Below are 23,407 nucleotides of genomic sequence, written 5' to 3'. Positions count from 1 at the left end.
AAGTCCCTTTCATAAACCTCTCCGTCTCGCTTACGCTCGACAAGGCCGGGTTGCAAGGCCTCTCCTCGATAGGAGAGGCGGCAGCGCGTCAGCGCTGTCGGAGAGGTTGTTCCTTAAAAACGGCAAAGCCGCCGCAGGGGAAAAAGCTCCCGCGGCGGTGCCGCCAGCAATATGCCGGTGATTGAGCCTTCAGCGTGAAAGTGTAAAAAACACGCCAAAGGGGAGGATAAGCAGTTCCTTACTTGATCTCAGGCCAGTTCTTGGACAGCTTTGCGCGCTCCTTGATGGACAGGCCGAAGAGGTTGATGAAGCCGGTAGCATCGGACTGGTCATAGTCCTTATCCACGCCGAAGGAAGCAGTCTGCTCGTCGTACAGGGTGTACGGAGAGGTGACGCCGGCGTTGATCATGTTGCCCTTGTAGAGCTTCAGCTTGACATCGCCGGTGACGGTCTTCTCAAGGCTGTCGGCGAAGGCATCCAGCGCCTCACGCAGCGGGGTGAACCACTGGCCGTTGTAGACGATGTCGGCGTACTTCTGGGCCAGCTGAGCCTTGAAGTGTGCGCTCTCCTTGTCCAGCGTGATGGTCTCCAGAACATTGATGGCTTTGTAGAGGATCGCGCCGCCGGGAGTTTCATAGACGCCGCGGCTCTTCATGCCCACCAGACGGTTCTCGACGATGTCCAGCAGGCCGATGCCGTTCTCGCCGCCCACCTTATTCAGGTACTCGACCAGCTCGACTGCGCCCATCTCCTTGCCGTCAACGGCGGTGGGGATGCCCTTCTCGAAGTGGAGGGTGATGTAGGTCGGGGTGTCGGGTGCCTGCTCGGGGGAAACGCCCAGCTCGAGGAAGCCGGGCTTGTTGTACTGCGGCTCGTTGGCGGGGTTCTCCAGATCGAGGCCCTCGTGGCTCAGGTGCCACAGGTTCTTATCCTTGGAGTAGTTGGTCTCACGGTTGATCTTCAGGGGGATGTTGTGTGCCTCGGCATAGTCGATCTCCTCGTCACGGCTCTCGATGTCCCACTCACGCCAGGGAGCGATGATGGCCATATCGGGGCAGAGGGCCTTCAGGGTCAGCTCAAAACGCACCTGATCGTTGCCCTTGCCGGTGCAGCCGTGGCAGATGGCGTCTGCGCCCTCCTTGATGGCGATGTCCGCCAGCGCCTTGGCGATGCAGGGACGTGCGAAGCTGGTGCCCAGCAGGTAGTCTTCGTACTTTGCGCCGAACTTCAGGGTGGGGAAGATGTAGTTCTCGACAAAGTCCTTCTTCAGGTCGAGGATATACAGCTTGGAGGCGCCGGTCTTCTTGGCCTTCTCCTCCAGACCGTCCAGCTCGGTGCCCTGACCGACATCGCCGGAGACGGCGACGACCTCGCAGTTGTTGTAGTTCTCCTTCAGCCAAGGAATGATGATGGAGGTATCCAGACCGCCCGAGTAAGCCAAAACAACTTTCTTAATATCTTCCTTTTTCATGATATTCGCTCCTTTGTTTGTTACACTTTTTACACTTTTGTCTGCCGCCCGGGCATCCCTCCCGGGTCGCTCGGCATCTTATCTTTCGGAGTACGCTTTTATTATACGCCAAGCGGTTTTTCCGTCAATGCAGAAAACCGCCAAACCTTGTGCAGATTTGGCGGTCCTTTTCTGTTATTTTGTATGTTTATGCATTATTTTCTAAATATATTCAAATTTTATGCATATTTAGATGCATATTCGCAGCGGCCCACCCGGCGCAGAGAGCCTCCTTCCGGGCCTTCGGCAGCTTTTTCAGGGCGATCTCCCTCCGGAGGGCGGCAGACTTGTCTGCACACTCCTCCAGATACGCAAAGTCCAGCGCCGTGTGGGCGCGGGTGTACTTCGCGCCCCGGCCGCTCTGGTGGGCCTTGAGGCGGGCGGACGGGTCGTTCGTCCAGCCAGTGTAGAGTTGTCCGCCCGCGCAGCGCACCATATAGACGTAGGCCGGCTTCTCAGAGGCGGCCATTGTTCTTCAGCACCTGACGGCAGGCGGCAAGCGCCGTCTCCTTGTCCTTGGCCGTGATGAGGAAGCGGCTGGCGTGGCAGAAGCTGATGCCCTCGAGGCCGCTCTTCTGCTCGATGACCTCCTGCGGCTGGCCGGCCCAGCTCTGGGGGAAGGGGAGCTTGGGCTTTTTGGTCTTGTGGTCGGTGACGCACTGGGCGCTCCAGCCGCCCCGCTGGCTGGGATAGATGACGAAGAGGGCGTCCGTCTTGTACAGGCCGTTCTTCCACGGCAGATAGCAGGGCAGCACCACGATGCCATCGCGGGAGTTTTTGTAGGCCTGCTGGACCTTCTCATCGGCGCGGTTGACGGCGTTGGCGCTCTCGATCTGGTTCTCGAGGATCTGCTTTGCCACGGCCACCGCCTTGAAGAAGCAGGCGTCCTGATCCTCCTTGGAGTCCCAGACAGGGTTGAAGAAGCCGATGGCGTCGCAGAGGCTGTTCTGTTCGCCGGTGTTGTCGTTCAGGTCGAGGGGCTGGATGAAGTTCTCGTCGATGAGCCGGGCCTGACGCTCGCCCACGAGACCGGGGCCGAGCACCCGCCACAGCAGGCCGAAGGCCGCGTAGGGGGTGCCGTTGGCACGGGTCTCCCGGGGTTCCTGATGGTGGTCGAACATCCCGAAGCCGATGTCGTACACGATGCCGTCGAAATCCTCCGGCACGACAAAGCCGCGGGTGATCCGGATGTCCGGGCGGAGTATCTGAAGCAGGGCCGTGGCGAACACATCGTCCGCGTGGAATTTGCCTGCATGGGTAAAGCCGTTTGCGGGAATTTTCATAGGATTCTCCTCATTCTCTCATACATTCTGTTGCTCACAGTATAGCACATTCCGGGGCAACGGACAACAAAAAGGAGCTGCCGAAGCAGCTCCCGTGTCGCATCTGAAACGCCCTTACTGGCCCATCTGTGCGGCCAGCTCCTCCTGCGTCATGATCTGATAGTCCGCAGGGATGATGAAGAGGTTCTGGTCCACGCTGGTGGAGGTGACGCGGTACTCCACGATGGTGCGTCCTTCGGCAGCGTCTGTGACCACATACTTGAGGTCATCGCCGACGAGGCAGTAGGAGACGGTGGACGTCTGGCCGTCGTCCCCGGTGACGGTGTAGGAGAGGGCCTCGCAGTCCTGACCGTTCACGTTCATCGTCGTCTCCGTGCAGGGGATGCCCTGTGCCTCGCCCTCGCCGGAGACGGCCTCTTCGCTCACGGTCACGGTAGGCACCTCGCCCTTGACAGCCAGCTTGGAGGCGGCATCCACCAGATAACCCTGACCATCCTTCAGGATGTAGACCAGCTGACCTGCCTCGCCCATGTCCATCTTGATGTAGGCGTTGCCGTTGCTGCGGGCGGCGGTCATGGTCTGGGTGGTGCCGTCCGGGGAGGTAGTGACGACCTCCTCGTAAAACTCTGTGCTGGCACGCAGGGCGAACGCATGGTTCAGGCGGGTCTCGATGGAGTCGCCGGGAGCAGCCATGCACACCGGCATCAACACGGCAGCCAGCGCGGCCACCGCCAGCAGAGAGGCGATCTTCTTATACAGCTTCATATCAAAATTCTCCTGTCTTTCAGCTCATTCTGTGAGATTTTTCTTTTCTTGCATCCTGATTATCTTACAACTTTTCACGGGGCTCTGTCAATCATCACATTCGCTCTCATGTCAAAAAACAGCCGCAGAGGCGTTTCTTTCGCTCTGCGGCTGCGGTTTGTAAAGTTTTTGTGGAGAGATCACTTCCGGCTTCTGCGGCCGGTCTTGGTGACAGCGCGGGTGGGGGTCTTGGTGACTGCCGTGGTGGGCTTGACCACCGGGCTGAGATCCGGCTTCGGGGTCAGGGCCTTGGTGGTAGGCTCGCCCAGCGCCAGCACCTGCGAAAGCTCGGCCTGTGCGGCGGCAGCATCGCCGTCCGTGACAGCCAGCACATCGGCGTAGAACTGCTCCATCTCCTCCCGGGTGGCGAAGGTGGCGACGTACATCTGGTTGCCCATGGCGCCGGAGAGGGCGTCGGGGATGCGGTCCACCATCTTCATGTTCTTCTGGTACTTCTGCATGATCTGCTCGTGGCTGTACACAAAGTTCTTGCCGTCGCGGCGGCCTGCAAAGGGGCAGTAGTAGTGCTCGCCCACCGGCATATCGGTGCCGCCGAAGGCGATCATGTCGGCCCAGATCTTATAGACGTTGGTGGAGCGGGCAAAGTTGATCATATCGGGGGTGAAGCCGCCGCAGGGGCGCATATTGACCTCAAGGGCCACGATCTGGCCCTTCTTGCCCATGCTGGCCTGATTCTCGGTCATGCGGAAGAACTCAAAGTGGACAAAGCGGCTCTTGACACCGAAGCTCTTGACGGCCGCACGGCCTGCGGCGCGGGTATCCTCGGGCAGGTCCTTGATGATGTAGTAGATGGAGTTGTCGTCGTTGTTCACGATGTCCATGATGGACATGGGGCTGACATTGCCGGCCTCAAAGATGGGGTTGCCGGAGGCGTCGATGATGGCGTCGTAGCTGTTGACCTCGGCATGGACGAACTCCTCCATGATGTAGGAGACGTCCGGATGGTTCGCGGCCTTGTAGTCAAGGAATGCCTTCAGCTCCTCGTCGCTGGCCAGCCTGTGGGTATCGGAAGCGCCCACACCGTTGTCGGGCTTGACCACGACCGGATAGCCCACCTGCTTGATGAAGGCTTTGCAGCCGTCGAAGTCGTCCACCATGTGGTAGCGGGCGACGGCGATGCCGGCTTTCTTGTAATACTCCTTCATCTTGCTCTTGTACTTGATGCGGGGCATATCCTCGGTCTGGAAGCCGGAGGTGATGTGGAAGTCGGTGCGCAGGGCGGCGTCCCGCTCCAGCCAGTACTCATTGTTGGACTCCAGCCAGTCGATGCGGCCATACTTGAAGGCGAAGAACGCCACCGCGCGATAGACCTCGTCGTAGTTTTCGAGGCTGCCGACCTTGTAGTATTCGTTCAGGCTGTCCTTCAGCTCAGGCTTCAGCTCATCGTAGGGCTGGTCGCCGATGCCCAGCACATTCATGCCGTCGTTCTTCAGCTCCCGGCAGAACTGCCAGTAGTTCGTCGGAAAATTGGGGGAGATAAAAATAAAATTTTGCATTTTCGATTCTTCTTTCCTTAAATATCCTCTCTATTCTGCCTCCCGCAAAGAGGCAGGCCAAAAGCCTCTCCCTTTGGGAGAGGTGTCACCGTAGGTGACGGAGAGGGCAAGCCCGGTAAGGCAGCGCTGCCGCGCAGCGACTCGCAGACCCTTTGTTTGAGCGAAGTTATCGCTGTACCCCTGTTGTGTTTCCCGGTCAGCATCCTTGCCCTCTCAGGCGCTCACGCGCCAGCTCTCCCAAAGGGAGAGCCTTTTTCGGGGGCCATCACCCCAGAATATACGACATATAATAAACCACCTGCTTATACCACCAATCCCAGTCGTGCTTGACATCGTGGCCCCACAGGTCCACCCAGACGGGGATGTTCTTTGCCTCGAAGATGCGCTTGAGCATCCATGTGGTGTCGGGCTGCTCCCATGCGCCCTGACCGCAGCAGATGACGGCCTTCTGGTTCCGGTACAGCTGCATATAGGGGTGATCCTCCGGGAAGTTGCGCATATAGTCCACAGGGGAGTTCATATAGACCAGCTCGTCCATGTAGTCGCCGAAGCCGTAGTGGGCGGTGTAGATGCCGCTGAGGGCCAGACAGCCGCAGAAGATGTCGGGGCGGCGGAGATAGAGGTTGACCGCGTGGGTCGCGCCGAGGCTGCAGCCGAAGGCGATGACGCCGGGCAGGTCGTCCCAGCCGTTGCGCTCCTTGGACAGATAGCGCAGCTTGGGCACTGCCTCGTCCACGATGTAGCGCAGCCACTGCTCATACCGGCGGATGCGCCAGTAGGGGTCGCCGTTGGTGTCCGACCACGTCTCCTTGTCCAGCGTGTCGATGGACAGGACCATGATCTGGCCCGACTCGATCCACGGCGCGAGGGTGTCTGCCATGTGGAAGTCCTCGAAATCGAAGAAGCGGCCATCCTGACAGGGGATATACAGCATGGGCCGGCCCCCGTGCCCGTAGATCTTGCACTCCATCTCCCGGCCCAGTGCCGGGCTGTATTCCTTGAAATACTGCATCTCCATATACTTTCCTCCTCTTTTTTATCGCAATCTTCAAAAATAGCGCCTATCAAAATAGCATATTTGCGATATGCAGTTTGCGGATGTTGCTTGTGCATTAAAAACGCAAACTGCTATATTACAGCTCGTACATCAGCGTGTGGAACACGAAGGGCAGCTGCTTTTCCCAGCTGGCCTCGCTGTGGTTTCCGCCGGGCACGACGCGGGCCGTCAGGTTGATGCCGCGGGCAAAGATCCTGCTGCACATCTCGCCGAAGCCCTTCCGCATCCCGTCGTGGTTTCCCATCTCCTTGGAGCCGTAATCCATATAAAGCACCGTGCCCGGGGCCAGCTTGCAGCGGCCCACCAGCGCCGTCAGGGCCTCTGGGGCCACCCACAGCGAGGGCGAGAGGGCCGCTGCCCTGCCGAACACATCGCCGTACTGCAAAAGGGCATACAGGCTCATGAGTCCGCCCATGGAGCTGCCGCCGATGAAGGTGTGCGCCCGGTCGGGCTGAGTGCGGTAGTTGGCATCGATGAAGGGCTTGAACTCGTGGACGAACCAGTTCAGGGTGTCCTTGCCCTTGCCGTCAAAGTGGCCGTACTGCTTGTCGTCGAAGCGGTAGGGCGAATACTCCACCAGACGCTCGTTGTTTGCGCCTGCGTTGCATTCCACCGCTGCCACGATGAGGGGCGTGTCGGTGTAGTCCAGATAATCGGCCACGCCCCAGCTCTTGCCGTAGGTGGCGTCCTCGTCAAAAAATACGTTCTGCCCGTCGAACATATACAGCACCGGATACCGCCGCCCGGGGTCGGCGTCGTACATGGTAGGCAGGTAAACATAGGCCCGGCGTTCTTCTTCGCCCCCCACTGCGGGGTAGCGGATGCTCCACTTCTTTATCATCTTCTCATTCCCTCTCGTCATAGGTATGCTTTAAGTGTATCACCCACGGAGGAGAATTGCAATCCACACCGGGTACAGAAAACGCCGCCGGGCGCGGGGCCGGGCGGCGTATGGAAGCCCTAAAGGCTTAGTACTTCTTCTCCACAGGGACGATCCAGCCCTTGGTATCAGGGATCTTGCCCCACTGCATACCGGTCATGGTGTCGTAGAGCTTCTGGGTGACTGCACCGATCTTGCCGTCGCCGATGTAGGCGTGCTCGCCCTTCCAGACCAGCTCCTTGACGGGGGAGACGACCGCAGCGGTGCCGGTGCCGAAGACCTCTTCCAGCTTGCCGTCGCGGGCAGCCTGCATGATGTCGGCGATGGCCAGCTTGCCCTCGATGACCTCATAGCCCCAGTCCTTCAGCAGCTCGATGCAGCTGCGGCGGGTGACGCCGGGCAGGACGGTGCCCACGGTGGCGGCGGTGTAGACCTTGCCGTCGATCTTGAACATGATGTTCATGCTGCCGACTTCCTCGACGTACTTCTTCTCGACGCCGTCCAGCCACAGCACCTGTGCATAGCCCTGCTCCTCGGCCAGCTCACCGGCCTTGATGGAAGCAGCGTAGTTGCCGCCGCACTTGGTAAAGCCGGTCAGGCCGGGAGCGGCACGGATGTACTCGTCTTCGACGTAGATGCGGACGGGGTTGATGCCCTCGGCATAGTAAGCGCCCGACGGAGCGCAGATGATGCAGAAGATATAGTGCTTGGAGGCGTGGACGCCCAGACCCACATCGTTTGCGAAAATGAAGGGACGGATGTACAGGGAAGCGCCGTCCGAATGGGGCACCCAGTCGCGGTCCACATCCACCAGAGCCTCGACGGCCTGAATGTAGTCCTCCACGGGGATCTTAGGGATGCACAGACGGTCGGCGGAGTCCTGCATACGCTTTGCGTTGCACTCGGGGCGGAACAGCTGGATGGTGTCATCCGCCGTGCGGTAAGCCTTCATGCCCTCGAAGATCTCCTGTGCGTAGTGGAACACCACGGTAGCGGGATCCAGCTGGAAGGGTGCGTAGGGGACGATGCGTGCATCGTGCCAGCCCTCACCCTCGGTGTAATCCATAACGAACATATGGTCCGTAAACTTCTTGCCAAAGCCCAGCTTCGACTCGTCCTGCGGCTTTTCCTTCGGGCAGGTAGTACGAGTGATCTTGATGTCCAACATGATAAATTTCCCTCTTTTCTGATCTCACACAGCGCCGCGCAGGCTGCACGCCTCGCGCCAAAATTGCCGAATGTTGTTTTCTATTATAATGCCGCCGACCGGATTTGCAAGCAACCGAAAAATGTTTCATCTTTGGGGCGGGTAAGTTGTCACAAATTATGACCTTGGCGGTGTGCAAAAGCGGGAAAACATGATACAATAGGACCAATACGAACGATTTTCTGCCGAGAGGAGCTTGTTTTATGATACAGGGCGTTATTTTCGACATGGACGGGCTGATGTTCGACACCGAGCGCATCTGGGATACCTGCTGGGCGCCGGCGCTGGCAAAGTTCGGCCTTTCTTATAAGGAGGGCCTCTCGCAGGCCTCCCGGGGCACGACACGATCCGGCACCTGCGATGTGCTGCGCCGCTTCTACGGCGACGGCTGCCCCGCTGCGGGCATCGTGGAAGAGCTGTACCGGCTGGCCTACGAGGCTTTCACCAAGCCCGTGCCCAAGATGGCGGGCCTTGACGAGCTTCTGGCGTGGCTGGACGCCCACCACATCCCGATGGCGGTGGCCTCTTCCAGCCCCATGACCATCATCGAGGGCCATCTGGACCACTGGCAACTGGGCCATTACTTCAAGGCCGTCATCTCCGGCGAGCATCTGGCCCGCTCGAAGCCTGCGCCGGACATCTTTCTTCTGGCCGCAGAAAAGCTGGGCACTGCCCCTGCCGAGACACTGGTGCTGGAGGACAGCTACAACGGCGTCCGGGCCGGTGCAGCCGGGGGCTTCGTCACTGTGATGGTGCCCGACCTCTCGCCCGCCACCGATGAGATGCGCCGCCTCTACACCTGCGAGTGCACCTCTCTCCATGAGGTGTGCAAAAAGCTCGAAGCAGGGGCTTTCGACGAGGGCTGCGGGGGAGGATGCCGCTGACCCTTGCCTTACAGGAGGGGCCTTTCTTCCTGTTTTCGCGCGTTTATATCCTTTCCTTGTACCAGTCCATCGCCTGCCTCATCGCAGCTTCGGGGGCAAAGACATAGCGGCGGTCCAGCACTTCCAGACCCAGCGCACCGGTATAGCAGCAGATCTCACCCTTTCTGATTTTCATTTTTACCGACAGCTCCCGCCTTTTCAGAATCTTTCTCCGTTCTGATCTTATGACAAAACAGACCAAACCGGTACAAATAGGTTTGGTCTGTTTTGCATTTACCCGCCGCAGGCGAACCCACCATCTCCATGACGGCTCTTTTGGAATTGCTCAAGGATGCCGACCCGGAAATGAAGGCAAAACTCCGCTTAGCCCTGCTCACCTGATGCAAAAAAGGGCACTGATTGCAATGCAATACAGCGCCCTACATAATCGGACATGGATAACACCGACCGTGCAGAAACCGTGCAGAAACCGTGCACTTACTCCCAGACAAACTAAAATCCACTTCATCCGACAACGACTTGACGGCATTGGTTTGAGTGGCCGCATACCAAAATCAAGTCTTGGAGGATATGACTATGACAAAATTGCTTTCCTGCCGCTACAATATGGACACCAACCGGGTGGAAGCCCGGTTCGAGGATGGCACCACCGTTGCCATCGACTGTGCCGCTGTGGAGGACGAGTACGGCAACACCCCGGCACAGCGGGCAGAGCTGGACTGGCTGCTGTGGAACAAGCCCTTGGAGTATGCACAGATGGTGCTGAGAGGGGAGATGGAGCACCACCTGTCGCTGGGGTGCGACCACGGCAGGCTGGAAGATTGAATCTTAGAAAACGCGCGGCAAAAATGCTAATCGCGCGGCGCGCATTTCTCAGCGTAAATTCAGCGCAAACCATACCAAGTCAGCGTATTTTCAGCGTAAATCTCGGAAAGTCAGCGTAAATTCAGCGCAAATCAAACTTTCAGCGTAAAAGTCAGCGCAAATTTTCACTTCACGCTCTTGTATTTTGTTCCTCGGCCTACACCATCAGGCTGCAAGATGCCGTCCTTGCACATCTGGTGCAGGATATAATAGGTTTGATTCTTGTTAAACCCACACAGTTCTTGTGCTTTCTGATTCGTAATCGACGGCTTATGCTTCAGATATTCGAGAATCCGATCCTTTGCCTGAATCTGGCTGACCGTCTTATCCTGCACATAGGCCACATCGGTTTTCACCGTTTCGTAGACCTTGAGGGACAGCATATAGGTCTTGCCATTGAGTTCCAGAAGCCCCTCATCTCGGAGACTGTTCAGAACCTTGTGGGCATTGTCATCGGTTTCCTGAATCGTCTTTGCCGCCTGCTTCAGGGTGATTTTCTGGTGCTCCCGGAGATAGTGCAGAATCATCAGCTCCGACAGCGTGAACATCTTGGAACGCTTATCCTGCGTCTCTGCGATGAAACGCACGAAGTTCTGGTTTTCCATCGTGCTACGAAGGGTCAGCCGGACAGAGTTGGGCGTGCTGGCGTACTCCGGGTAGGGTTTGCCCTCGGTGAGCATACTCTGGAACATAATGTCCACACCCTGCCCGGAACGCTGCACATACTTCAGGTGCTGAAGAGTCATTGCGATCAGCTTATTCCGGGGAATGGACTGGTGGGTAATGATGTTGCTTTCGTTGATGTCCCCCGGAAAGCCGCCGGGGTTCTCAATCACGATCTTTGTGGGGTAGTGCTTGACGTAAACCGGTGCCATGTCCTCATAGGAGCGGTGCGCCAGCGCATTCAGCAGCGCCTCCTGAAAAACCGCTTCGGAGAAATCGTACACCTCCAGCCGGAACAGCCCTACCTGCACATTGGTCAGACGGTTATAGGTGCGGATGCGCTCGGTCAGCTTATCCAGAATCGAGATCACCGGCTCCTGCATATCCATGCGGTTGTCGTATTCCGTCTGCGCTTCGTCGCTGTAATGGAGGTAGATCACCTCTGCCTGGGGCAGCAGCCGTGCAATAGACGCCGCCTTGCCCACAAACAGCAGCCCTGCCACCGTCACGCGCACTTCGTCCTTGTCCATGCGGATCAGGTTCAGGTTGTCCAGAAAGGTGGTATCTGCCAAGTCCGGCAGGGCAGAGCCTGCATCCCGAATCCGCAGCTTCTCTTTCAGGCGGTACACTTCCAGCAGGTCAATGTCGCTTTCGGTTGCGCCCTCCACGATCTTTGCCGAAAAATCCGGGTTATCGGCAGGGGAGTACACATCGTTTGCCGGGTAGTCGGGCTTTGTCACATTCCCCAGCCGTCTGTAATAGATGCCGCCGGTGGTGGCAACATGAGAATTGGATTTCTCCACCGATACCACCAGCACCACACCGTCAGAGGTTTCCACCGGCTTGATTTCGGTAAACAGGCTGGGCCGGGTCATATCGTAGATGGCTTCCATCAGTGCCTGCGGGTCGCTCTTGGGGCAGCCCGTAATGGTGCCGTCATCTTCCACGCCAAACAGCAGAACGCCGCCCTTTGTATTTGCCAGCGCAACCGCACTTTTTACCGCCAACTCTTTCCGCTGCCGGCAGTCCTTGCACTTCACCCACGACTTAAACTCCTGCCGTGTGCTTTCCCCGGCAGCAATCATTTTGCGGAGTGCTTGTTCGGTCATGGTTGGGACCTCCTTCCCTTGCTCATCTATTGGAATGAACAGTTGCCTGTATGTAGCTTAAAACATGAAATCCTTCTGTCATTCATCATCTTTTGAAAAGTTTATTAAAGTCGATTTCATAGCCAATGCTCTGTAATTCTTGTAAAACCTCAGTTTTCCAACTTTCTGAATCTGTGTAAACGACCCCTTGTAAATCGGACGGAAGTTCTACACCTTCATCTACTAACATTATAACTCTCTCCCGCCCCAGTTTTCCCATAAAATAACCCGCTTCATACACGACATTCTGTCGTGCGCGTTGCTTCTCTACGGCTTCACTTTTTTCTTTTCCAATATCATCACCAGTAAACAGGCAAATTGCAGCACCCACATCACTGTTTTCTTCAAACTTCTCAATGATCGTCTTGCCCTTATTAGCCTGTTCACTCAAGATAATTGCTTCAAGCCCTTGTTTTTCAAGGAGCCTTGCCACTTTTTCTTTAAGTGCTTCATCATGCCCATGAACAACAAATACTCTATTCTTTTGACGGCTTGAATCCGTTTGTGCATCTACCTTTGATTCTTTGTCTTTTACTAACATTTCCTCTTTAATTTCTGTCAGATAGTCCTTAAAAACGTCTTTTGTCTTTTTCAATCCGTTGCAACAAGTACTTATGCGGATATAATCTGCACCGGGCACATACATAGTTGGTGAAAACAACGTATTGGAAAAATCTGTCACCTCGTAGGTGGTCGGCCCAAAATGATTTACCAAAAATCTTTCAGCTCTCGAATGCCACGATTCAAATTCAGGGGATTCAGCCATAACACGTTTTGCAATCAATGTATCAATTTCATTATAAATCGCTTCTAATTTTTGATAATCGGTCATTTGGGGTTCCTCCTGATTCTTTATCCAAAATCTATTTTTCCTGCCATCATCATATCATAGTGCTTGGCGAAAAATCCAGTACCCTATTTCAACGAAAATGGTACTGGATTTTTCACCGTTCAATGTGATATAATTAAAGATTACTTTTTAATTCGGATGGCCGATCATTCTTGTCCATTACCTCCTGTGCTGCCCATTCACCTCACTCCATCACTCTAATCGTACTCTCAATAAACGCAATCTCATCTTCCGTCAGCTCGTACTTCTTGTACAGCTTTTCGTCCGTCCATTCCTCCGTAAAATCCTGATCGGGCACAAAGATAAAGTTTGCTCTTGCAATGTGCATGGAAGAATAGGTCAGGCGCAGCATGAAGCGAGTAAACTTACACATCAGATACTGCTTGTAGTTTTTGATTTCTGCTTCGGTATCGAATGCGCCCAGAACCAGATAGGAGAAGGTGTTCACTTCTCCCGGAATCTCAATCCGGGGTGTTGTGATTGCCTTATATCCCTTGGACGGGTCAATGCCAACCTCACCATTACAGGGAACCAGAATGGAGATCGTCGCCTTGTACTTGTCGATCAGCTCTGCGTTTTTCTTGACATCGCTTCTCTTAATATAGCCAATGCCTTGGCTGTGAATAAGGGAAATGCAACCATCAAAGGGTTCTTTTTCGCCACGAGCCGCAGAGGGGAATCCAAAGGCATCAATAGGCTGCACCCGATCGGTCAGGAAGTGTTCCGAACGGCTCAGAACCTTATGGATGATGGACAGCGATTCATTCGACCGAATGAAGATTTCCCCAAATTCATTAAGGTTGCGCCGCATGGTATGGCGTTCCAGACCGCTGACGTTTGTAACCTCGCAGACCTCCTCCTTATCCCGATCCCACAGGAAATAGCAAATGCCGCCTGCAATATCTACGGTGCTGAAGCAGTCTTTGGAGTTCACAAAATCCGTCAGCCTGATCAGATGTGGATCGTTCAGCATCTCATTGCGGAAATCGTTCAGTCCGATGCCGCCAGCATACCAGCGTGCCGGCATAATCATGGAGATATAGTGGGGCTGCATGGTTTTTGCCTGATCCACAAACAGGTTATAAACCGGGCGTGCCTGCTTTGCCGCCACATTGGCTGCGCTTCCGCCGCCTGTATCCTCCTGATACGGCGGATTGCCCACAATGGCATCAAAATTCATGGGCTGTCCCTCCTTTCCCCATGTATCGGTTCGCTGCAGCTTCTTTGCCAGACGCTGTGGGTCTTTTTCCATCCGTTCCAGCAGGTGCGGAATGTAGGTGGTGTTGACCGTCCAATCCTGATAGCCCACCAGCGTCCGCCGGGTGATGCTTTCTGCCATCCGGGTCTTGCACAGAACAAAGATCTGCTGCTCCACGGTTTCCTGCCAGAGAGCCTGTGTCTGCTCCAGCGGCAGCTTGTCCTCCGGGCCGGGCAGCTTCATGGCGTACAGGCTGTATGCCATATACAAAGGATACAAGCCGGATTTGGAGTTCATTTCCAGAATCCGTGCCTCCGGGTTGAGGAAGATGTCCTCCGTGACCTGCCCCTGATCCACCAGACGAGGCTCCTCCAGAACCTCCTGCGAGTCGAACTGCTCGTTGAGGAAGCAGTAGCCGCCCACCATGCTGCTCAGATGAAGGTTCACCACCCGCCACGGGGTCAGAACAGTTTCCTTGTCGGGGTTGCGGAAGTGGCTGAAGATCTCGGCAATGCGCTTCACACGCTCGGTGGGCAGCAGCTCGTCCGCAGCCTTTGCCATGCGGCGGATGCGCAGACCTGCTCCGCTGACCACATCCTCGTCGTAGTATTTCAGCAGCTTGCGGAACAGGGACTTGTCCACGGTTTTGGGCATAAACTCCTGCCAGGATTCCTCATCCACCAGCGTGATGAAGTCTGCCATCTTGATGCTCTCGGTCAGGTCCACCTTGGCACCGTAAATCAGCAGGGGCAGACGGATGGACACATTCCGCAGCAGCCGGATGACCTTCTCGCGCTCTTTCTTCTGCTCTTGCAGTTTTTTGAGCAGGTCATCGTCCTCTTTGGTGCGCTCCCGCTTGGGCTTGTTGGAAATCTTGTCTGCCTTTTCGTATTCCTCGCCCGTCAGCCCCTGATGGTTGATGTGGACTTTAGTTTCCTTTTTGGCGGCTTTCTGCTCGCTGAGCTTGTCCGACAGGGTATGGAACAGCTGCACATCGTCCTCGTGGACAAAATCACCCACCTGTGCGCCAGCCGGCAGAGGACGGAAATCCCGTGCAGGGTCGCCCACTCCCGCTTGCGTCTTTGCTCCTGCCGGATCTACAAAAGTTTTCGGTAATGACCTCGTTCCAGAAATTCGATCATCCCTTTATCCCGAAGAAATTGCATCTGTTGGCGAATCTTCGCTTCAATGTTTTGATTGTCGGGATGCTGAATCTTCAGTTTGTCTGCAAACACATAAACATCCTTCAGATAAAAATCTTTCGTCGGGATAGCGTTTACACAGTTGAGTACATCAAACAGCCATCCACGCTTTTCAATAGATCCCGTTTGCAGATGTTTGATTCTTGCATAGTCTTGTACGATACGATCCTTACTGCGGAAATTCTGATTTTCAATAATAGGGATTCGCCCTTGTTCTGGAATATCACCGTACAAAATATTGCAACCGACCCATCCAGCACGTCTGGCAGTTGGCGATAACGGTTTTCTCTTTTCGATTACTGTAGGTGTAAAGAAGAATTTGGGAACAACTGTTAAATCGACGACCTGTAAAGAGGAGTAGTGCATAACCAACAAATCGGGATTTGTCATACTGGTTATGCGACTTATCATGGTATCGTATGCACCATCCGATATTTTTCTTCCAATTCTTCCATCTTTACTTTTTAACTCAAAGATTTCCCCACAGGATGGGCACTGAAAGTCTGCAACAGGGCGGTTATTTTCCAATTTTGAAATTCGAGCGTTTCCACATACTGGGCAGAAAATATTGTCGTTGACCCAGCTTTCGCTCATTACACGGATTTTCTGTGAATTGCTTTTATATCCAAGTCCAAGCGATTGGTCAAAGCACAAGTTCATAGTTCAAAATCCTCACACCGGATATTGCTTTTTATGATTGTATCACGTTAGTCAGGCGCTGTAAATATCAGAGCCTCATGCCGCCATCTTTTTGCATCCGGGGCACAGTTCAATCTGTTCTTCGGTGTCCGTGTTTTCGCTGATAACACGCAGCTTGCGGTCCAGCAGGCCAATTCGCTTGGAAATGGGAATGGTTTCGCCCGTTACGGTGTCGTAGCGGCTTACCAGATAGGGACCTCGCCGCAGGAGATTTCCAGCCGCTGTGCATCCACATATTTCTGCCATGTGTGCTGACGGTCGTCCGGGAAGGCGATTTTGTCAGCCGTTGCTTTCCACGACATCTCCTTCTGGATGTTGAAAACATCCTTCCTGCCAAACCACTGCTCATCCACCAGATTGTTCTGTGCGTTGCAGATCCAACTGGGGGTAAACACCTCTGCTTTATCACGGGTGCGGTTGGTCTGATGCTCCACTGCTTTTTCCACTCTGGGCTGAATCAGACTGTCCTGTTCGCCTGTAACCAGTTCCGGCAGGATTTCTTTTTTGAAGCTGTATGGTTCGCCCAGTTCGGCGTAATCATCGGTTGCCCAGATGATGTTTTTCTTGGTGGTCTTGTCCTGAAGCAAAATCTCAAGGAGGGTGCGTTCATGGTTCAAAAGCTCCTGCTCCAACAGGTCAATTCCTGTAATGCTGAACATCCGCCGCCCTCCCTTCCATTTATTGATGGTACTATACAGGACACGCCAGTGCGGATATGCTGGTGAACACCTACGCCCATATCCAGCAGTCCTCCCGTGTGGAACTGGGCAAGAAGTTTGAAAGCGGCTTCTATGCCAAGCCCGACGCTTCCAGCCCGCAGGCTGTACCCGCCGCAGGCGAACCCACCATCTCCATGACGGCTCTATTGGAATTGCTCAAGGATGCCGACCCGGAAATGAAGGCAAAGCTGCGCCTGGCCCTGCTCACCTGATGCAAAAAAGGGCACTGATTGCAATGCAATACAGCGCCCTACATCATCGGACATGGAAAACACCGACCGTGCAAAAACCGTGCAGAAACCGTGCACTCATGGCTTACAAAACAAAAAAGCCATGAAATCTTTCGATTTCACGGCATTTTCTGGTGCAGTAAAGCAATCCAAATCCGAACCATTTCCCTCGGATGCAACTTCTGTCGCTTCTCCAAAAGTCACGGTCTGTGTCCCTTCTTTATAGTTAAAGGTAATGAGAACCTTATCATCATACAGGTAAATCGCATTGATGAAAGTATCCACCAGCGCCTGCCGCTGGTCTTTCAGGCTCATGTCCAGCTTGCGAAACCGCAGCAGCCAGAACCGAATGAATTCTTCGGTCACTTTCGGCTTCGCCAGCTTTTCTTCCGCAATGCGGGCTTCAAGCTCACGCTTGGTTTCTTCCAGCTGCTCCAGCCGCTCCTTGGTGGAACTGGTCAGGATTCCAGCTTGAATCGCGTTCAGCATATTCTGGATACCAGATTCCGCATCCCGAAGCTGCTTCTCATAGAGTGGAATGTTGGTGTTCTCCTTATTTTGCAGTTCCATCACCTTGGCGATGATGGATTCCATAGCGGCATCGTCTTTCACAAGCTGCATGGTCTGGTTGACTACCAAATCTTCCAGCCACTGTTTGCGGACGGTCTTTTTCTTGCAGCCCTTGTGCTTTTTGGCAGTGGCACATTTATAGTAGCGGTGGACTTCACCCGTCCGGCTTGTGCCGCTTTCGCCAAACATCAACGCCCCACAGTAGCCGCAGAACAGCTTGGTGGTGAGCAGATAGTCATCCTCTGCCTTTCTACGGGCAGGGGCTTTTTTGTTTTTGGCGATTTTCTTCTGCACATCCTCAAACAGTTCCAGTGGAATGATGGGCGGGATAGCATCCGGCACGACCACATCCCGGAATTTCAGTTCTCCGATGTACCGCCGGTTCTTGAGCATATGTTCAACGCTGTTATAAGTAAATGCACCGCCCACCGGGTTCTTGATGCCGTTTTCGTTCAGCCAGTCCCGAATCTCCTTCATAGTGGAGCCTTCATTGTACTTCTTGAACGATTCAAGCACAAAAGGCGAGGTGAGAGGGTCGATGTGGAACTTCCGCTCGGAATCCAGCGTGTACCCAAAGGTTCCACGGCCACCGTTACAGCGGCCTTTCAGGATGTTCTCGGTCTGTCCACGCACGACCTTCTCGGCAAGGTCAGCGGAATAATACTCGGCATAACCTTCCAGCACAGATTCCAGAATAATGCCCTCCGGCCCCTCGGAGATGATCTCGGTGGCAGACATGAGCTTGACGCCGTTCTTCTTCAGTTGGGTCTTATACCGGGCACTGTCGTAGCGGTTCCGAGCAAAACGGTCCAGCTTCCAGACCAGCACAATGTCAAACAGCTTCTTGTCGCTGTCCTTAATCATCTGCTGGAACTCCGGGCGGTTGTCCGTCTTGGCAGAGATAGCACGGTCAATATAGTGCTTGACGATGGTGATGCCATTTTTCTCGGCATAAGCCGTGCATTCCCGGATCTGGCCTTCGATGGATTCTTCGCGCTGGTTGTCCGAGGAATAGCGAGCATAGATCACGGCGGTCATGGCGGGCACCTCCATTTTATACGTCATTGAACGGTAATACGTTCATCAAAGCAATGTTTCGTATAATGTATATACCACAGTTTTGCCCTGATTGCAAGCCCAATGATTTATTTTCATGATTCCAACAGACAAATTGTCTTAAGATTATATTCCGAGCAAAATGTGAAGTCCAAGCCCGGCCACGCCGCACAGGCACATGGTCAGGATGGGATTCCACTTGAGCTTCCGTAGGACAAAAAATGCCGATGCAAAACTGCCGATGCCGATCCAGTCTACGTTGGCGAGCGTCTTTGCACTCTCTCCGAACACCACCATAGACAGTATAGAAAGACCTGCACCAAAGATAAGCGCTACAATGACCGGACGCAGGCAGGCCAGAACACTTTGCAGCAGAGAAATATCCTTGTATTTACGATAGATGTAGGATAGAAGTGAAACAAAGAACAGCGCCGGTGTAATGCAACCTAGTGTTGCAATGATGGCTCCGGGTACCTGCGCGATACGCAAACCAACAAAAGTTGCCGAGTTGACCGCAATGGGACCAGGGGTCATTTCTGCAATCGTGATGAGGTCAGTAAACTCCTGCATCGTCAGCCAGCCATGTTGTTCCACCACTTGGCTCTGGATCAGGGGCATGGCCGCATAGCCGCCGCCTACGCTGAACATACCCACCTGCAAAAAGCTGAGAAAAAGCTGTAAGTAGATCATTTTGCACCACCTTTTTTCCACTGGACCAGAGCCAGCACCACGCCGAATACTGCAGCGGCAAGGATGACCACCACCACATTGACATCAAACACCGTATTTGCGACAAACGCTGCGACCATCAGGGCAATATACACCCATGAGCGGGTCTTCAGCACCTTGCCGCCGAGGTCGAATACAACATCCAGAATGACCGCCGCCACACCAGCCTGCATTCCCTTGAGTAACAACGCGATATAGCGATTGGTGGCAAAAGCATTGTAGAACACAGAAATGACTGAAAGAATGACCATAGGTGGGATGATGGTGCCCAACACTGCCACGATCATTCCAATCAAGCCTTCTACCTGCCAGCCTACCAGAATTGCAGCATTGACCGCGATTGCGCCCGGAGAGGACTGCGCCAACGCTGTCATATCCAGCATTTCCTGTTCATCGATCCAGTGCAGCTCATCTACAAATTTTTTCTTCATAAAGGTCACGATGACAAAGCCGCCGCCGAAGGTAAAGCTGCTAATGTACAGCGTACTCAAAAACAGCTTCCAAAGCCGTGCTAACCGTGTACCGTATGTTTTATTTTCATCCATACAAGTTTTCTTCTCCTTTTTTTGATTTTCGGACAACTATATTCGTTTTCTTACTATTTCAAACAGCTTTTAACTGTTACTGCTTGCGAAAGCCCGTATTTTCCGGTATCCTTGTTTTAAGAACTGCGAAGCACGGAGGGAATCTCTATGAAACATAATACATTTCTCGTCAAGCCAGCGTCCAGCCTGTGCAATCTGCGTTGCCGGTACTGCTTTTATGACGATGTTTCCAACAGCCGAGCCTGCAAAAATATGGGACTGCTTTCCCATGAAATGGCAGGAGAACTGGTTGAAAAGGCTTTTGCAGCCACAGAGGAAGGCGGCAGCGTCCATTTTCTGTTTCAGGGCGGCGAACCGACTCTTGCCGGGTTGGATTTCTTCCGGTTCTTTCTGGAAACGGAGCGTTCCATGCAGCGCAATATCTCTGTGTTCCACAGCATCCAGACCAATGGCATTTGTCTGGATGAAGAGTGGGCTTCCTTTTTCAAAGCCAACTCTTTCCTCGTAGGCCTCTCTCTGGACGGCACACAGGAGAACCATGATCTCTATCGGCTGGACGCAGCTGGGCAGGGCACATGGGATAAAGTAACTCATGCGCTTGCGCTGCTGGATGCCTACAGGGTCGAAACGAATCTGCTCTGTGTTGTGACCGGACAGCTGGCCAGAAAGCCGCAGCGAGCCTTCAAATGCCTCTGCGAGTTGGGACAGCACAATCTGCAATTCATCCCATGTCTTGACCCACTTGATACGATTGGAGGGCAGGCATATTCTCTAACGCCGGAACTTTATGGTCGTTTTCTGTGCGGCGTCTTTGATAATTGGTATCAGCAGCTGCAACGAGGCAATTATATCAGCGTTCGCAATTTTGAGGACTATCTGCGTATCCTGCTGGGAATGCCGCCTACCTCCTGCGCTTCCTCCGGTTCCTGTGGACATTATCTTACCGTAGAAGGTGACGGAAGCCTTTATCCCTGTGACTTTTATGTTCTGGATGAGTGGAAGCTGGGAAATCTGAGCCACTGTACCGTTGAAGATGCGCTTGATTCTCCCACAAGCCAGACATTTCTGGCACAGGGCCGCAAACGCCCGGCGGAATGCGCAGCATGTGCTTATCAGCTGCTCTGCCGGGGCGGATGCAAGCGAGATTGGGATGCCTCTGGAAGCAACCGCTTTTGCGCAGCGTATAAGCAGTTCTTTGCCTATGTGCTTCCGCGCCTGCATACTGCTGCACATTTTCTGGCACAACAAAACCGGTAAAGAGATTCTCCCGGAGAGCAGTACTGCCTCCGGGAGAATCTTTATTTTACCTTTTTGAGCTTCCGGATGGAATGGCCATCGTAGAGGATGGGCTTCATGACATAAGTGTAGTTCCGGTCATCGCATTCGCCGGTGGAAATCATCTCCATAAGCCGCAGCGCAAGCTGACGTCCCATCTCGAAGCCTTGCTCCACGGAGCAGGTAACATCCTCCTGCCGATAAGTTTCTTCGGAATAATCAAAACAGACCAGCGAATAATCTTCGGGTACAGTCTTCCCCATTTTCTGCAGGGTTTTCATGACCAGCCGATAGATGATGTAGTTGCAGCAGACGATAGCGGTGCATTTAGGGATGCTCTTCAGAAATCTTTCAATGGAACGGACATAGCTTTCGTTGTGGGCTTCGTCCGAAATACACCACTTGATGTAATCATCGTTCAGTTCCAAACCACGATTTCGCATCGCTTCCGCCATGCCTTGAAACTTTTCTACGCTCTGGTAGTTGTCGTACACGAAGATGCCTGCAATGTGGCTGTGTCCGGCATCCATCAGGCGTTCTATCAGCTGATGGGCACATTCGATATCATTGATCGTTACGCGGGGGCAGCGCAAGTTCCGATAGAAGTTGTTGTAGAATATCACCGGGATCTTACGTCGGTAAAGCTCCTTGTAGCAGTCAAGATTTGGGCTGAGGATGCTCGATTTGACACCATCCACGATGAAACCGTGAAAATTCTGATGTACCACAGTCTCCAGACAGCGGCGTTCGTTGCAGAATTTGTTATCGGTCAGAAATACATGGAGGTCAACCTGCTCCTGCGTCAGGACACTGCGAACCCCTTCGATTAATCCCGAATTTGCACTCGTATCCTGACCTTGCAAAACAAGGCCGATCTTATAAAGTGCATCCTCGGTGTTCAAATCGCGCGTCATCACCTTTTCCCGGTGGAAATAGGTGCCGCTCCCTTTGACTTTGTACACGATTCCTTCATTCACCAATCGGTCAATGGCAACTCGAATCGTTTCCCGGCTGACGCCCAGCTTTCGGCAGAGTGCATTTTCCGAGGGCAGTCGTTGATTTCCAGAAAACTTGTTTTCGTCGATATAAGCCAGAAGCCAACGATATACCTGAGCAGATTTTTTCTCAGCAGCCGAGAGCATGGGCAAACGCTCCTTTTCAGTCGGTGATGGTGGGGCGGGTGCCTTCTGCGTGCTGTATCCAGTTCAGCAAGCGCTCACGAAGCTCCGCTTTGACGTCGGCGTATGCAGGATCTGCGACAACATTGTTCAGCTGCCACGGGTCTTTCTGCATATCATAGAGGAAGTCGTCCGCATACACATCAGATGCCGCAGCCTCGCCGCCATTGACACCGGGGGCATAGACAGAGTACATATAATCTGCCGTGCGGATGCAGCGGCCGCAGCGGCTCTCCGAGATTTGGGCGTAGACCTCATTAGCTCTATTATGATTTTTCTTTTCCACAACGTCAAGCAGATTTTCGCCGATCATCTTGTCGCCGACATCCACGCCTGCCAAAGCCAACAGAGTCTTGGGGATGCTCTCGGTGCTGACCAGCTCGGTGACTTCCTTGCCGCCCTTGAACGGGCCGCCGCAGATGACCAGCGGCACATGCAGGCAGCCGTCGTGGCACGAGCGCTTATAGTCATCGTATCCGTTCAGATGGGCGTCGCGGTTGCGGGTCTTGAAATGAGAGCCATGGTCGGAAGCGTAAAGGATAACAGTATTCTCATACAGACCCTTTTCTTTCAGTTTTTCCACCAGCTTGCCGAGGTTCTCGTCGAGGCTTGCGCACTGTCCCAGATAATCCGGATACTCTTCTGCTGCATTGCCGCCCAGAGCCTTCAAGTCTTCGGGGAGGACAAAATCCGCAAATCGCTGCTTCGAGCCGTTGGGGCCTTCGTAGTGGTTGTGGTCATTCTGATGGTGCGGCTCAATTTGGGATACGGTCATGAAGAAGGGCTTTTCGCCGGTGTACTGGTCGAGGTAGTCCAGCGCGAACTGGTTGATGCAGTCAGCACGGTAGCCCTTAAAATCGATGCGGTTGTTGTTCTCGTCGAACACATAGCCGTCGTAGCCGTGGGAGGTAAATTCCAGCACATCGGCTGCACGCCAGTAGCCGGTGTAGCCGCCACGCAACTCCAACGGAACGGCTGTAATGGTATGGTCAATGGTCGGCTTCTTTTCCAGCTCGCCATCCGAGGCCAGATGCCACTTGCCGACATAGGCAGTTTCGTAGCCGGCATCTTTTTCCATATACTCGCCCAGAGTCTTGATATTCGAGGGCAGCATCAGGTTATTGCGGAAACAGCCTGTCTCAGTGGGGTATTTTCCGGTCTGGAATAGGGCGCGGCAAGGGCCGCACACCGGCTGGGGAGAGAAAGCATTGTCAAATTTTACGCCCTCCTCTGCCAGCTTGTCCAGATTGGGTGTGACGTTGAGCGGCTGGCCGAAGCAGCCGCAGGTATCCCAGCGCTGCTGGTCACTGAAGTAGAAAATAATGTTATATGCCACGGT

Annotated in this window: 23 protein-coding genes; 4 read left to right on the top strand and 19 right to left on the bottom strand. The window is 54.0% G+C overall.

All coding sequences use genetic code 11. From position 1 onward, the window contains the following. Positions 1–238: 238 nt before the first annotated feature. From MTP38_RS00645 to MTP38_RS00610, 8 genes are all read right to left on the bottom strand, one after another. Positions 239–1,471, bottom strand: a complete 1,233-nt coding sequence (locus MTP38_RS00645; RefSeq protein WP_227621185.1) for an argininosuccinate synthase — start codon at positions 1,469–1,471, stop codon at positions 239–241. Between the two features lie 211 nt (positions 1,472–1,682). After that, positions 1,683–1,979 carry a GIY-YIG nuclease family protein gene (locus MTP38_RS00640; protein WP_227621184.1) on the bottom strand — a complete coding sequence of 99 codons (297 nt, stop codon included), beginning with the start codon at positions 1,977–1,979 and terminating at the stop codon, positions 1,683–1,685. Beyond that, complete coding sequence (locus MTP38_RS00635) at positions 1,966–2,793, bottom strand: MYG1 family protein (RefSeq protein ID WP_227621183.1); 828 nt, start codon at positions 2,791–2,793, stop codon at positions 1,966–1,968. The genes MTP38_RS00640 and MTP38_RS00635 overlap by 14 nt, the downstream gene beginning before the upstream one ends. Before the next feature lie 114 nt (positions 2,794–2,907). Continuing rightward, positions 2,908–3,558, bottom strand: coding sequence for a hypothetical protein (locus MTP38_RS00630; RefSeq protein ID WP_249233921.1), 651 nt, complete (start codon positions 3,556–3,558; stop codon positions 2,908–2,910). Between the two features lie 179 nt (positions 3,559–3,737). After that, entirely contained in the window at positions 3,738–5,114 is a 1,377-nt protein-coding gene (locus tag MTP38_RS00625; RefSeq protein ID WP_249233920.1) for an ATP-grasp domain-containing protein, read from the bottom strand. Between the two features lie 265 nt (positions 5,115–5,379). Beyond that, positions 5,380–6,132, bottom strand: a complete 753-nt coding sequence (locus MTP38_RS00620) for an esterase family protein (RefSeq protein WP_249233919.1) — start codon at positions 6,130–6,132, stop codon at positions 5,380–5,382. A 115-nt stretch (positions 6,133–6,247) separates the two neighbouring features. Then, positions 6,248–7,012 (bottom strand): alpha/beta hydrolase, encoded by a 765-nt coding sequence (locus MTP38_RS00615; RefSeq protein WP_249233918.1) that lies wholly within the window; start codon positions 7,010–7,012, stop codon positions 6,248–6,250. 127 nt (positions 7,013–7,139) lie between these two features. After that, a complete protein-coding gene (locus tag MTP38_RS00610) occupies positions 7,140–8,219 on the bottom strand; it encodes a branched-chain amino acid aminotransferase (protein WP_227621178.1) in 1,080 nt (359 codons plus the stop codon). Between the two features lie 242 nt (positions 8,220–8,461). Between MTP38_RS00610 and MTP38_RS00605 the strand changes: the two genes are divergently transcribed. After that, positions 8,462–9,142: an HAD family hydrolase gene (locus MTP38_RS00605; protein ID WP_249233917.1), complete on the top strand. Its 681-nt coding sequence runs from the start codon at positions 8,462–8,464 to the stop codon at positions 9,140–9,142. A 43-nt stretch (positions 9,143–9,185) separates the two neighbouring features. Here MTP38_RS00605 and MTP38_RS13615 read toward each other — a convergent pair whose 3' ends face one another. Then, on the bottom strand, positions 9,186–9,317 hold the full coding sequence (locus MTP38_RS13615) for a hypothetical protein (RefSeq protein WP_256466383.1): 132 nt from the start codon (positions 9,315–9,317) through the stop codon (positions 9,186–9,188). A 401-nt stretch (positions 9,318–9,718) separates the two neighbouring features. On the opposite strand from MTP38_RS13615, the gene MTP38_RS00600 reads away from it, so the two are divergent. Next, positions 9,719–9,967, top strand: coding sequence for a DUF6061 family protein (locus MTP38_RS00600; protein ID WP_249233916.1), 249 nt, complete (start codon positions 9,719–9,721; stop codon positions 9,965–9,967). 164 nt (positions 9,968–10,131) lie between these two features. Here the strand turns inward: MTP38_RS00600 and MTP38_RS00595 are convergent, their stop codons facing one another. The 5 genes from MTP38_RS00595 to MTP38_RS00575 form a co-directional block, all read right to left on the bottom strand. Continuing rightward, positions 10,132–11,778: an RNA-binding domain-containing protein gene (locus MTP38_RS00595; RefSeq protein ID WP_249233915.1), complete on the bottom strand. Its 1,647-nt coding sequence runs from the start codon at positions 11,776–11,778 to the stop codon at positions 10,132–10,134. Between the two features lie 85 nt (positions 11,779–11,863). Next, on the bottom strand, positions 11,864–12,649 hold the full coding sequence (locus tag MTP38_RS00590; protein WP_249233914.1) for a TIR domain-containing protein: 786 nt from the start codon (positions 12,647–12,649) through the stop codon (positions 11,864–11,866). Between the two features lie 202 nt (positions 12,650–12,851). After that, complete coding sequence (locus tag MTP38_RS00585; protein WP_249233913.1) at positions 12,852–14,933, bottom strand: Eco57I restriction-modification methylase domain-containing protein; 2,082 nt, start codon at positions 14,931–14,933, stop codon at positions 12,852–12,854. Between the two features lie 29 nt (positions 14,934–14,962). After that, positions 14,963–15,727: a DpnI domain-containing protein gene (locus MTP38_RS00580; RefSeq protein WP_249233912.1), complete on the bottom strand. Its 765-nt coding sequence runs from the start codon at positions 15,725–15,727 to the stop codon at positions 14,963–14,965. Between the two features lie 221 nt (positions 15,728–15,948). Next, the gene (locus tag MTP38_RS00575) at positions 15,949–16,425 is read right to left on the bottom strand and encodes a hypothetical protein (RefSeq protein WP_249233911.1); all 477 of its coding nucleotides are present in this window, start codon (positions 16,423–16,425) and stop codon (positions 15,949–15,951) included. Between the two features lie 56 nt (positions 16,426–16,481). Between MTP38_RS00575 and MTP38_RS00570 the strand changes: the two genes are divergently transcribed. Further along, positions 16,482–16,697: a hypothetical protein gene (locus MTP38_RS00570; RefSeq protein WP_249233910.1), complete on the top strand. Its 216-nt coding sequence runs from the start codon at positions 16,482–16,484 to the stop codon at positions 16,695–16,697. A 96-nt stretch (positions 16,698–16,793) separates the two neighbouring features. Here MTP38_RS00570 and MTP38_RS00565 read toward each other — a convergent pair whose 3' ends face one another. From MTP38_RS00565 to MTP38_RS00555, 3 genes are all read right to left on the bottom strand, one after another. Next, positions 16,794–18,323, bottom strand: a complete 1,530-nt coding sequence (locus MTP38_RS00565) for a recombinase family protein (RefSeq protein ID WP_249233909.1) — start codon at positions 18,321–18,323, stop codon at positions 16,794–16,796. Positions 18,324–18,467: 144 nt separating this feature from the next. Next, positions 18,468–19,031 (bottom strand): chromate transporter, encoded by a 564-nt coding sequence (locus tag MTP38_RS00560; protein ID WP_015536709.1) that lies wholly within the window; start codon positions 19,029–19,031, stop codon positions 18,468–18,470. After that, positions 19,028–19,615 (bottom strand): chromate transporter, encoded by a 588-nt coding sequence (locus MTP38_RS00555; RefSeq protein WP_005941143.1) that lies wholly within the window; start codon positions 19,613–19,615, stop codon positions 19,028–19,030. Before MTP38_RS00555 ends, MTP38_RS00560 begins: the two co-directional genes overlap by 4 nt. Positions 19,616–19,762: 147 nt before the next feature. Between MTP38_RS00555 and MTP38_RS00550 the strand changes: the two genes are divergently transcribed. Further along, positions 19,763–20,872: an anaerobic sulfatase maturase gene (locus MTP38_RS00550; protein WP_249233908.1), complete on the top strand. Its 1,110-nt coding sequence runs from the start codon at positions 19,763–19,765 to the stop codon at positions 20,870–20,872. 41 nt (positions 20,873–20,913) lie between these two features. Here the strand turns inward: MTP38_RS00550 and MTP38_RS00545 are convergent, their stop codons facing one another. Both MTP38_RS00545 and MTP38_RS00540 read right to left on the bottom strand, forming a co-directional pair. Beyond that, complete coding sequence (locus MTP38_RS00545) at positions 20,914–22,032, bottom strand: GntR family transcriptional regulator (RefSeq protein ID WP_113991663.1); 1,119 nt, start codon at positions 22,030–22,032, stop codon at positions 20,914–20,916. Positions 22,033–22,048: 16 nt separating this feature from the next. After that, complete coding sequence (locus tag MTP38_RS00540) at positions 22,049–23,404, bottom strand: sulfatase-like hydrolase/transferase (protein ID WP_097776425.1); 1,356 nt, start codon at positions 23,402–23,404, stop codon at positions 22,049–22,051. Between the last annotated feature and the right edge of the window lie 3 nt (positions 23,405–23,407).

The organism is Faecalibacterium sp. I3-3-89, from assembly GCF_023347275.1.
Taxonomy (GTDB): Bacteria; Bacillota; Clostridia; order Oscillospirales; family Ruminococcaceae; genus Faecalibacterium; species Faecalibacterium butyricigenerans.
Note: the sequence above shows the minus strand (reverse complement) of the source record. Positions and strands in the feature narration are given on the sequence as shown.

What these genes read in the sequence shown, in the direction of transcription:
- MTP38_RS00645 (WP_227621185.1), bottom strand. Translation starts at nt 1,471, where the DNA reads ATGAAAAAGGAAGATATTAAGAAAGTTGTTTTGGCTTACTCGGGCGGT.
- MTP38_RS00640 (WP_227621184.1), bottom strand. Translation starts at nt 1,979, where the DNA reads ATGGCCGCCTCTGAGAAGCCGGCCTACGTCTATATGGTGCGCTGCGCG.
- MTP38_RS00635 (WP_227621183.1), bottom strand. Translation starts at nt 2,793, where the DNA reads ATGAAAATTCCCGCAAACGGCTTTACCCATGCAGGCAAATTCCACGCG.
- MTP38_RS00630 (WP_249233921.1), bottom strand. Translation starts at nt 3,558, where the DNA reads ATGAAGCTGTATAAGAAGATCGCCTCTCTGCTGGCGGTGGCCGCGCTG.
- MTP38_RS00625 (WP_249233920.1), bottom strand. Translation starts at nt 5,114, where the DNA reads ATGCAAAATTTTATTTTTATCTCCCCCAATTTTCCGACGAACTACTGG.
- MTP38_RS00620 (WP_249233919.1), bottom strand. Translation starts at nt 6,132, where the DNA reads ATGGAGATGCAGTATTTCAAGGAATACAGCCCGGCACTGGGCCGGGAG.
- MTP38_RS00615 (WP_249233918.1), bottom strand. Translation starts at nt 7,012, where the DNA reads ATGATAAAGAAGTGGAGCATCCGCTACCCCGCAGTGGGGGGCGAAGAA.
- MTP38_RS00610 (WP_227621178.1), bottom strand. Translation starts at nt 8,219, where the DNA reads ATGTTGGACATCAAGATCACTCGTACTACCTGCCCGAAGGAAAAGCCG.
- MTP38_RS00605 (WP_249233917.1), top strand. Translation starts at nt 8,462, where the DNA reads ATGATACAGGGCGTTATTTTCGACATGGACGGGCTGATGTTCGACACC.
- MTP38_RS13615 (WP_256466383.1), bottom strand. Translation starts at nt 9,317, where the DNA reads ATGAAAATCAGAAAGGGTGAGATCTGCTGCTATACCGGTGCGCTGGGT.
- MTP38_RS00600 (WP_249233916.1), top strand. Translation starts at nt 9,719, where the DNA reads ATGACAAAATTGCTTTCCTGCCGCTACAATATGGACACCAACCGGGTG.
- MTP38_RS00595 (WP_249233915.1), bottom strand. Translation starts at nt 11,778, where the DNA reads ATGACCGAACAAGCACTCCGCAAAATGATTGCTGCCGGGGAAAGCACA.
- MTP38_RS00590 (WP_249233914.1), bottom strand. Translation starts at nt 12,649, where the DNA reads ATGACCGATTATCAAAAATTAGAAGCGATTTATAATGAAATTGATACA.
- MTP38_RS00580 (WP_249233912.1), bottom strand. Translation starts at nt 15,727, where the DNA reads ATGAACTTGTGCTTTGACCAATCGCTTGGACTTGGATATAAAAGCAAT.
- MTP38_RS00575 (WP_249233911.1), bottom strand. Translation starts at nt 16,425, where the DNA reads ATGTTCAGCATTACAGGAATTGACCTGTTGGAGCAGGAGCTTTTGAAC.
- MTP38_RS00570 (WP_249233910.1), top strand. Translation starts at nt 16,482, where the DNA reads ATGCTGGTGAACACCTACGCCCATATCCAGCAGTCCTCCCGTGTGGAA.
- MTP38_RS00565 (WP_249233909.1), bottom strand. Translation starts at nt 18,323, where the DNA reads ATGACCGCCGTGATCTATGCTCGCTATTCCTCGGACAACCAGCGCGAA.
- MTP38_RS00560 (WP_015536709.1), bottom strand. Translation starts at nt 19,031, where the DNA reads ATGATCTACTTACAGCTTTTTCTCAGCTTTTTGCAGGTGGGTATGTTC.
- MTP38_RS00555 (WP_005941143.1), bottom strand. Translation starts at nt 19,615, where the DNA reads ATGGATGAAAATAAAACATACGGTACACGGTTAGCACGGCTTTGGAAG.
- MTP38_RS00550 (WP_249233908.1), top strand. Translation starts at nt 19,763, where the DNA reads ATGAAACATAATACATTTCTCGTCAAGCCAGCGTCCAGCCTGTGCAAT.
- MTP38_RS00545 (WP_113991663.1), bottom strand. Translation starts at nt 22,032, where the DNA reads ATGCTCTCGGCTGCTGAGAAAAAATCTGCTCAGGTATATCGTTGGCTT.